This window comes from Arthrobacter sp. Bi26, assembly GCF_918697925.1.
GTDB lineage: Bacteria > Actinomycetota > Actinomycetes > Actinomycetales > Micrococcaceae > Arthrobacter.
This window is the reverse complement of sequence record NZ_CAKKMF010000147.1, coordinates 1-6,955: the sequence shown is the minus strand read 5'-3', so window position 1 is coordinate 6,955 and position 6,955 is coordinate 1. Positions and strand designations below refer to the sequence as shown.

Here is a 6,955-nt window from a genome sequence, read left to right as displayed (position 1 = left end):
CATAAATGAACGTTGTTCATTTAGTATTTAGGCGATGGTCGCGCCGGGCAAGACCTAATATGAATAAAGTTCATTTATTTATTCGCGGCAGTACGTGCGCCGAGTCCGGACGTGCGGGCGAACACGCCGCAGGCCGCTCCGTGGGCGCGGGCCGTAAGGCCCTAGACCGCGGATTGGGCGCGGCAGAGTCTGGGCGTATGACTCCAACGAACCCCGGGGCGGCTCCGGACATCAAGCCCGCCCAACTCAAGGAACAGCCGACTGCAGTGGTGCGTGAGACTGTCCCGATGAATGCGCTGCGCGACTTTTTCGGCCGTGCCTTCGGCGCCGTCATGGGTGCGGTGCAGGATCAGCATGTCCAATTGGCCGGACCCCCGTTCGCGCTGTACCGGGGCAAACCGACCGACGTCGTCGACGTGGAGGCGGGGTTCCCCCTCGCCGCACCTTTCACGAACCCAAGCGGCGCGGACACCGAGGTCATCGCCGGGGCACTCCCCGCAGGCCGGGCCTACGAGGCGATGCACATCGGGCCCTACGAATCACTGCAGCAGACCTACGGCGCGATCATGGCGCGGATGCGGCAGGACGGTGCGAGCCCCGGGGAAGCCATGTGGGAGTACTACCTCACCGATCCCGGTGCCGAGCCCGACCCGGCGAAGTGGCAGACGCTGGTGGTCTGGACGGTCGCCTGAACTGCCCACCGCGGGCCGCGGACGCGGGGCGTCCCGGGGCCGCCGACCCGGGCTTCCGCGCCCCGTCCGACTCATTGTGTCTGATTGGCCACACTATTCCTCAACTCCATGCATAATGTCCTAAACTGCTTCACTGAGGTGCCTGAAATGGCGCTGCGCAGCAACGAAAGTGAACCCCGATATGGCTACCGATTACGACGCCCCACGTAAGACAGAAGAAGAGTCTCCCGCTGAGTCGCTGGAGGCCCTGCAGGCGTCCCGCGGCGGCGGCGCGCAGACTGCTGTGATCGACGTCGACGAGAACGACACCGCTGAAGGCATCGATCTTCCGGGTGCGGACCTGTCCGGCGAAGAGCTGACGGTCATTGTTGTACCGGAGCAGTCCGATGAATTCACCTGCTCCTCCTGCTTCCTGGTCCGGCACAGGTCCCAGGTGGCCCTTGAAAAGAACGGCATGAAGTACTGCCGCGACTGCGAAGGCTAAGAATTTTTCAGCAACACCAAGGCCGCACGAAGCGCCGGACCCTCGGGGGTGCCGGCGCTTCGCCGTTCCTGGCGTGGCCCGCGGCTGCCGGCGTTATCTGTTCGTGAAGGAACCTGGCGGGATGTGTCCGTGCAATCCGTCCGTGACCAGCAACGGGCCACTTTAACGGTTGGGCGCCGAAACGGATGAGGACCTCGCCCGCCGGTTCGGGGCCGCCTACGCTGGAAGCGTCTGACCTGCGCTGACTGTTTGGCCAGCTCAAGGGCTCGGGCAGCACCAGGGGGTGGCGGGGTTGAAGAGGACCCAGTTGAAGAAGACCCAGTTGAAGAAGATCCACGCTTTGCTCGCGGCAGTGCTGATGGCCGCCGGTCTCGGGGTGCTTGCGCCGGCTCCGGCAGCCGCGGACCCGTACTGCGGCCTGGTCTGGGGTTCGCTGGTCAAAACGGATCCGGCCATGAGCCAGGCCAAGGTGGTGAATGTGCGGACCGGTCAGCATTACTGTTTTGATCGGCTGGTCATCGACCTCAACGGCCCCGTGGCCGGCTACGCCGTCCGCTACGTGCCCGAGGTGGTGCAGGACGGGTCCGGCCTGCCGATCCCGCTGCGGGGCCAGGCCTTCATCCAGCTCACGGTCAATGCGCCCGCATACGACGACGCCGGCAATCCCACCTACAACCCGGCGAACAAGGGCGAACTGGCGGACGTGACCGGTTACCAGACGTTCCGGCAGGTGGCGTGGGCGGGCAGCTTCGAAGGGTACAGCAGCCTGGGCCTGGGGGTCCGCGCGCGGCTGCCGTTCCGGGTCCTGTCCCTGTCCGGGCCGGGCACCGGGTCACGGCTAGTGGTGGACGTGGCGCACTTCTGGTGATGGCCGGGGCGGCAGAGCAACGCGGCGCGTTGCGCGACTTGCGAACTCAAGGCCTTTGGTGGCATCTCGTGCGCTGCGACCAATGCGCTGCGCTCTTGCCGATGATGCAGTTGTCCACCTCGCCAACCCGCGTACTTTTTCGACTGACAGGACAGTTGGGCGTGCGAGCAGCCCATTCCTGGGCAGTTCGACTCCTAGGTGGTTCGACGCGCTCGGAGCGAGGTGCCCCTAGGTGTCGAAATGGGCCGGAGGCACACCCTTCCGGTGGAAACGCTAGCGCCCCGCGTTGCCCTATCAGTTACGGCTGTCATTCGGACGGCAAAGTCAATCCGTAGCAGCCACAACTGATAGGGCAACGGAGGCGGCGCTCGCCGTCAGGCAGCCAGCCAGGACACGGGAAGCTGTTTCACTCCGTAGACGATCGTGCTTTCCATCCGCTCCAGCTGCGCCCCGGGTCGCACGGCCAAGCCGGGCAGCCGGGAGAGCACGGCCTGCAGCGCGATCCTGGCCTCGAGCCGGGCCAGGGGAGCGCCGAGGCAGAAGTGGATGCCCTGGCCGAAGGCGAGGTGACGGTTCGGTGAGCGTCCGACGTCGAACACGTCAGGGTGCGGGAACTGCTCCGCGTCACGGTTCGCCGAGCCGATCCACGCCACGATCGGCGACCCCGCAGGGATCGGCAGGCCCCGCACGGTCGTGTCGACGGCGGAGATCCGGTACATGGACTGGACGGGGGAGCGGTAGCGCAGCACCTCTTCGATCGCCTGCGGGAGCAGGGCAGGCTCGGCGATGAGGCGTTCCGCCGTGCCCGGCGCTTCGGTGAAGCACAGCACCGCATTGCCGATCAGGTTCGTGGTGGTCTCGTTGCCGGCAACGAGCAGAAGGGCGCAGAATCCGAGCAGCTCGATGGCGCTGAGCTTCTGCCCGTCGATCTCGGCCGCGAGGAGCGCGCTGATGAGGTCATGGCCCGGCTGGCGCCGCCGCTGCTCGATCATGCCCATGAAGTACTCCGCCATTTCCCGGTGTGCGGCCATGTGGCCGGACTCGTCGGCGCCGGGGCGGGTCTGGCTCACGATCACGTCGGACCACTGCTTGAACCGGTCCCGGTCCGCGGCCGGGATGCCCATCAGCTCCGCGATGACGATGACCGGCAGCGGATAGGCCAGCTGGTCGATCAGGTCCGCGGAACCGGCAGCAACTACCGGGTCCAGCAACTCGTCGGTGAGTTCCGAGATGCGCGGGCCGAGCGCTTCCACTGACCGTGGCGTGAACGCCTGGGACACCAGGGAACGCAACTGGCGGTGCCTGGGCGGGTCCGTGTTGATCAGGCTGGCGGCGAAGAGCTGGCCCGTTTCGGAGGGGTTGTCCCCGCCGATCCGGGAAGAAAACGTGGCGTGCTCGGACAGGACCCGCTGCACGTCATCGTAGCGGAACACATGCCACACCCCGGTCTCCTGATCCTGGAAAACGGGTTCACTGTCCCGCATGGCTTCATAGCGGGGAAACGGGTTCAACGGCTGCTCCAGAGCGGGAAATGGCACCATGGCTGGCCTTCCTGACGAGGCGGACGGCCGTCGTTTCCTGGCAATGGACCAACTGCAAGGGACGAACTGCAACAGAGCAGGCGTCCAACGGGGCGGGCCGCGTGGCCCCGTCAGCTCCCACCCTAATACCGCGCAACAGCCTTGGCATGGGGATTCTGGCCCACGTCGGCCGACCCTGCGGAACCGGCCCGTCACCACGGCGCCTAACGAAGCGGCCGGTCCTGCCGACGGTACGGAGGAGAACACCCCGGCTTTCCGCTAAACGTGGTCCGGACTGACGCCCCCTACGACGACGGCGCAGGCCTGTCGGCGTTGTTCGCAGGAAAGCATTGACCAGATGGTCCGCTGCGCCGAAGAGACCCGCAGGGAGGTCCTGCTGTCCCGCGAAGAGGGGGCAGACAGCGTCAAGAATCTCTCCCTCGCCCGTGCCTAACGGAACATAGGAACGGGGCAGTCTCAGCTTCCCGAAACGGTTAGTAAGCCGACTTAGTAAGCTGACCGAGAAATTCCTCCCCGAACCGTCGCGGCCCGTCGCTGCCCTGCGGTAGCGTCGGAAGCATCGGCCGCGGTGCCAGCAAATGGTGCGCGCGGCCCGCACGGTACCGGTTCTATTGAGGAGGATGCATGAAAGCGACACCTACACTGACGGCCAACCTGCAGGCGGTCCTAGTGGACCTGATCGAACTCCACGTTCAGGGCAAGCAGGCGCATTGGAACATCGTCGGGACTAACTTCCGGGACCTCCACCTCCAGCTGGACGAGATCGTCGACGCCGCCCGGGAGTTCGCGGACGATCTCGCCGAGCGCATGCGCGCCCTCCACGCCCTGCCGGACGGCCGCAGTTCCACGGTTTCCAAGTCCACCGCACTCGCCGAGTTCCCCGCGGGCCTGATCAACACGAAGGACGCCATCGAACGGATTGTCGCGGCCCTCGAGGCGGCCGTCGGCACGATGCGCAAAGTTCACGATGAAGTTGATGAGGAAGACCCCACCACCGCCGACCTCCTGCACGCCTTCATTGCCAAGCTTGAGCAGTATGCCTGGATGGTGAATGCCGAGACCATGCGGGCAAACGCCAGCGTGACCACTCCGGAGGACAAGTAGGGACCGGCTCCCACCGGTCCGACCCTAAACCAGCAGCGTCCGGCGCCGGATTTCTTCCGGCGCAGGACGCTGCTGTCCAAGCTATTTGGCCTTCGGCACCGTCCGCAGGACAATGGCGGCGAGGACGCAGGCCCCGGTCATCAGGACCAGCGCGATTGACGCCGTGACGTGGACGCCGGAGTCGAACGCCGTGCGCGCGGCAGCCGTCACTGCCTCCGCCAGGGGAGCCGGAAGCATGTGGGCGAGCTCCACCGCGCCGGCGAGGGTTTCACCCGCCTGGCTGGTGGCCTCTGCCGGGACGAGCCCGGACACCCCCTCGGGGAGCCGGAGGTTGCCCTGATAGGAAGCCGTCAGGATCGAGCCGAGGATCGCCGTGCCCAGCAGAGACCCCACTTCATAGCCGGTCTCGGAGATGGCGGCGGCGGCCCCCGACTTGTCGGCAGGCGCCGCACCCAGGATCAGGTCATTGGAAATCGTCTCCGCGGCGCCCACCCCCAGGCAGAGAACCAGCAGCGCGGCCAGGAGCAGAGACGGGCCATGGCTGTGGTCGCCGAACGCCACCAGGAAATAGCCCGCCGCGCTCAGCAGCAGCCCGCCGGCCACAACAAAGCCTGGCCGCACCTTGCGCACCAGCGGGACCACGAGCAGCCCCGCCACGACAGTGGCGATGAGGGCCGGGACCATGGCGACTCCGGAAGCCGAGGGGGACTGGCCCTCGACCAGCTGCAGGTGCTGTGCCAGGAACAGGATGAAGCCGTTGAAGGAGAACAGCGCCAGGACGTTGGCGATGATGGCCGTGCTGAAGATCCGGTTGCCAAAGAGGCTGACATCGAGCATCGGCGCCGTACCTTCCCCGCGGGCAAGTGCCCGCTGCCGCCGGATGAACACGTAGCCCATGAGCAGGCCGGCTCCAATGCTCGCGAAGGCCTCTGGTGCGGGCCCGTGGGTGGCGAGGGTTTTGATCCCGTAGACGACCGGCACCATGACCAGCAGGGACAGGACAATGCTGGGCACGTCCACGCGGCCGGGGTTCGGGTCGCGGGATTCCGGTATCAGCGCCGGACCGAGCACCAGGAGAGGAAGGATGATCGGCACTGCGACCAGCAGGACGGCGCCCCACCAGAAGTGTTCCACCAGCCAGCCGCCGGCAATCGGGCCGAGGGCGGCGCCGCCGGAGAAGCCGGCGGCCCAGATCGCCACGGCCAGCCTGCGCCGGTTGGGCTGCGGAAAGATATTGCGGATCAGGGAAAGAGTGGACGGCATGAGCATGGCGCCGAACAGGCCAAGCCCGGCACGGCCGGCGATCAGCCATTCGGCGCTCGGTGCGAACGCCGTCGCGGCCGAAACCGCGGCAAAACCCGCGCTGCCCACGAAGAGCAGGCGGCGCCGTCCGATCCTGTCGCCGAGGCTGCCCATAGCGACCAGCAGTCCGGCCAGGACCAAGGGATAGGCGTCGACGATCCAGAGCAGCTGGACGCCGGAAGCGGACAGGCTGGTGGCGATGGCCGGCAGGGCAAACGTCAGGGCGGTGTTGTCCACGGCCACGAGCAGGACGGGGAACATTAGCAGGGCCAGCGCCACCCAGTCGCGCCACGGTGCCCGGGGGCCGGTGGCCGCCGGGATGCTGGTGGCTGCGGTGATCGATGAAATGCTCATAGGACATAACTATACCGTCTGGACGGTACAGTTAAGAAATGAAGGGCTGGGCAGGCATGATGGGAGGCATGCCCAGGAAACCCGTCGCCCGCGAGGCCGTCCTCGATGCCTTCGAATCCCTGCTCATCGAAGTCGGTGAACGCGCCGCGACGCTGGACGCCGTCGCGCGCCGGGCCGGCGTCTCCAAGGGCGGCCTGCTCTACCACTTCCCGACCAAGGAGGCGATGATCGCGGTCCTGCTGGAACGGCTGGACCGGCATCTGGCTGCGGATGTTGCCGCCATGGCGGCGGCCCCCGAAGGGGCGGCGGCGTACTTCATTAGGTCCTCGGTGTGGGCGGACACGCCCATGGACCGGGTCTTCGTGGCGGCCACGCGGCTCGCCGAGGTGGCGCACGGGGAGACCCTCCGCCGCTTCGCCGCCGCCCAGGCGAGCTGGCTGGAACTGCTGGCGGCCGACGTCGGACCCGCCATGGCGAAGGCCGTCCTGTACATGGGGGACGGGCTGTACTTCAACGCCATGCTGGGCCGGGGCCCCGGCGGGCCGCTTCCGGAGGTCGAAGCGGACGTCGAGAGCCTGCTGGCCGCCGTCGAGAAGCTGCGTAGCTGACG

At 66.9% G+C, this 6,955-nt stretch carries 7 protein-coding genes; 5 read left to right on the top strand and 2 right to left on the bottom strand.

Going from position 1 to position 6,955, the window contains the following annotated elements; genetic code table 11:
• Positions 1–197 precede the first annotated feature (197 nt).
• The 3 genes from LQV16_RS22385 to LQV16_RS22375 all read left to right on the top strand — a co-directional run bounded on the left by LQV16_RS22385 (position 198) and on the right by LQV16_RS22375 (position 2,044).
• On the top strand, positions 198–692 hold the full coding sequence (locus LQV16_RS22385; RefSeq protein ID WP_290369413.1) for a GyrI-like domain-containing protein: 495 nt from the start codon (positions 198–200) through the stop codon (positions 690–692).
• Positions 693–873: 181 nt separating this feature from the next.
• Positions 874–1,176, top strand: a complete 303-nt coding sequence (locus LQV16_RS22380) for a DUF4193 domain-containing protein (protein WP_018775830.1) — start codon at positions 874–876, stop codon at positions 1,174–1,176.
• A gap of 358 nt (positions 1,177–1,534) precedes the next feature.
• Positions 1,535–2,044 (top strand): hypothetical protein, encoded by a 510-nt coding sequence (locus LQV16_RS22375; protein ID WP_229996047.1) that lies wholly within the window; start codon positions 1,535–1,537, stop codon positions 2,042–2,044.
• A 374-nt stretch (positions 2,045–2,418) separates the two neighbouring features.
• Here LQV16_RS22375 and LQV16_RS22370 read toward each other — a convergent pair whose 3' ends face one another.
• The gene (locus LQV16_RS22370; RefSeq protein WP_229996045.1) at positions 2,419–3,585 is read right to left on the bottom strand and encodes a cytochrome P450; all 1,167 of its coding nucleotides are present in this window, start codon (positions 3,583–3,585) and stop codon (positions 2,419–2,421) included.
• 624 nt (positions 3,586–4,209) lie between these two features.
• Between LQV16_RS22370 and LQV16_RS22365 the strand changes: the two genes are divergently transcribed.
• Positions 4,210–4,689, top strand: coding sequence for a DNA starvation/stationary phase protection protein (locus LQV16_RS22365; protein ID WP_229996044.1), 480 nt, complete (start codon positions 4,210–4,212; stop codon positions 4,687–4,689).
• Between the two features lie 81 nt (positions 4,690–4,770).
• Here LQV16_RS22365 and LQV16_RS22360 read toward each other — a convergent pair whose 3' ends face one another.
• Positions 4,771–6,345 (bottom strand): MFS transporter, encoded by a 1,575-nt coding sequence (locus LQV16_RS22360; protein WP_229996043.1) that lies wholly within the window; start codon positions 6,343–6,345, stop codon positions 4,771–4,773.
• Between the two features lie 68 nt (positions 6,346–6,413).
• Between LQV16_RS22360 and LQV16_RS22355 the strand changes: the two genes are divergently transcribed.
• Entirely contained in the window at positions 6,414–6,953 is a 540-nt protein-coding gene (locus tag LQV16_RS22355) for a TetR/AcrR family transcriptional regulator (protein ID WP_229996046.1), read from the top strand.
• Positions 6,954–6,955 lie beyond the last annotated feature (2 nt).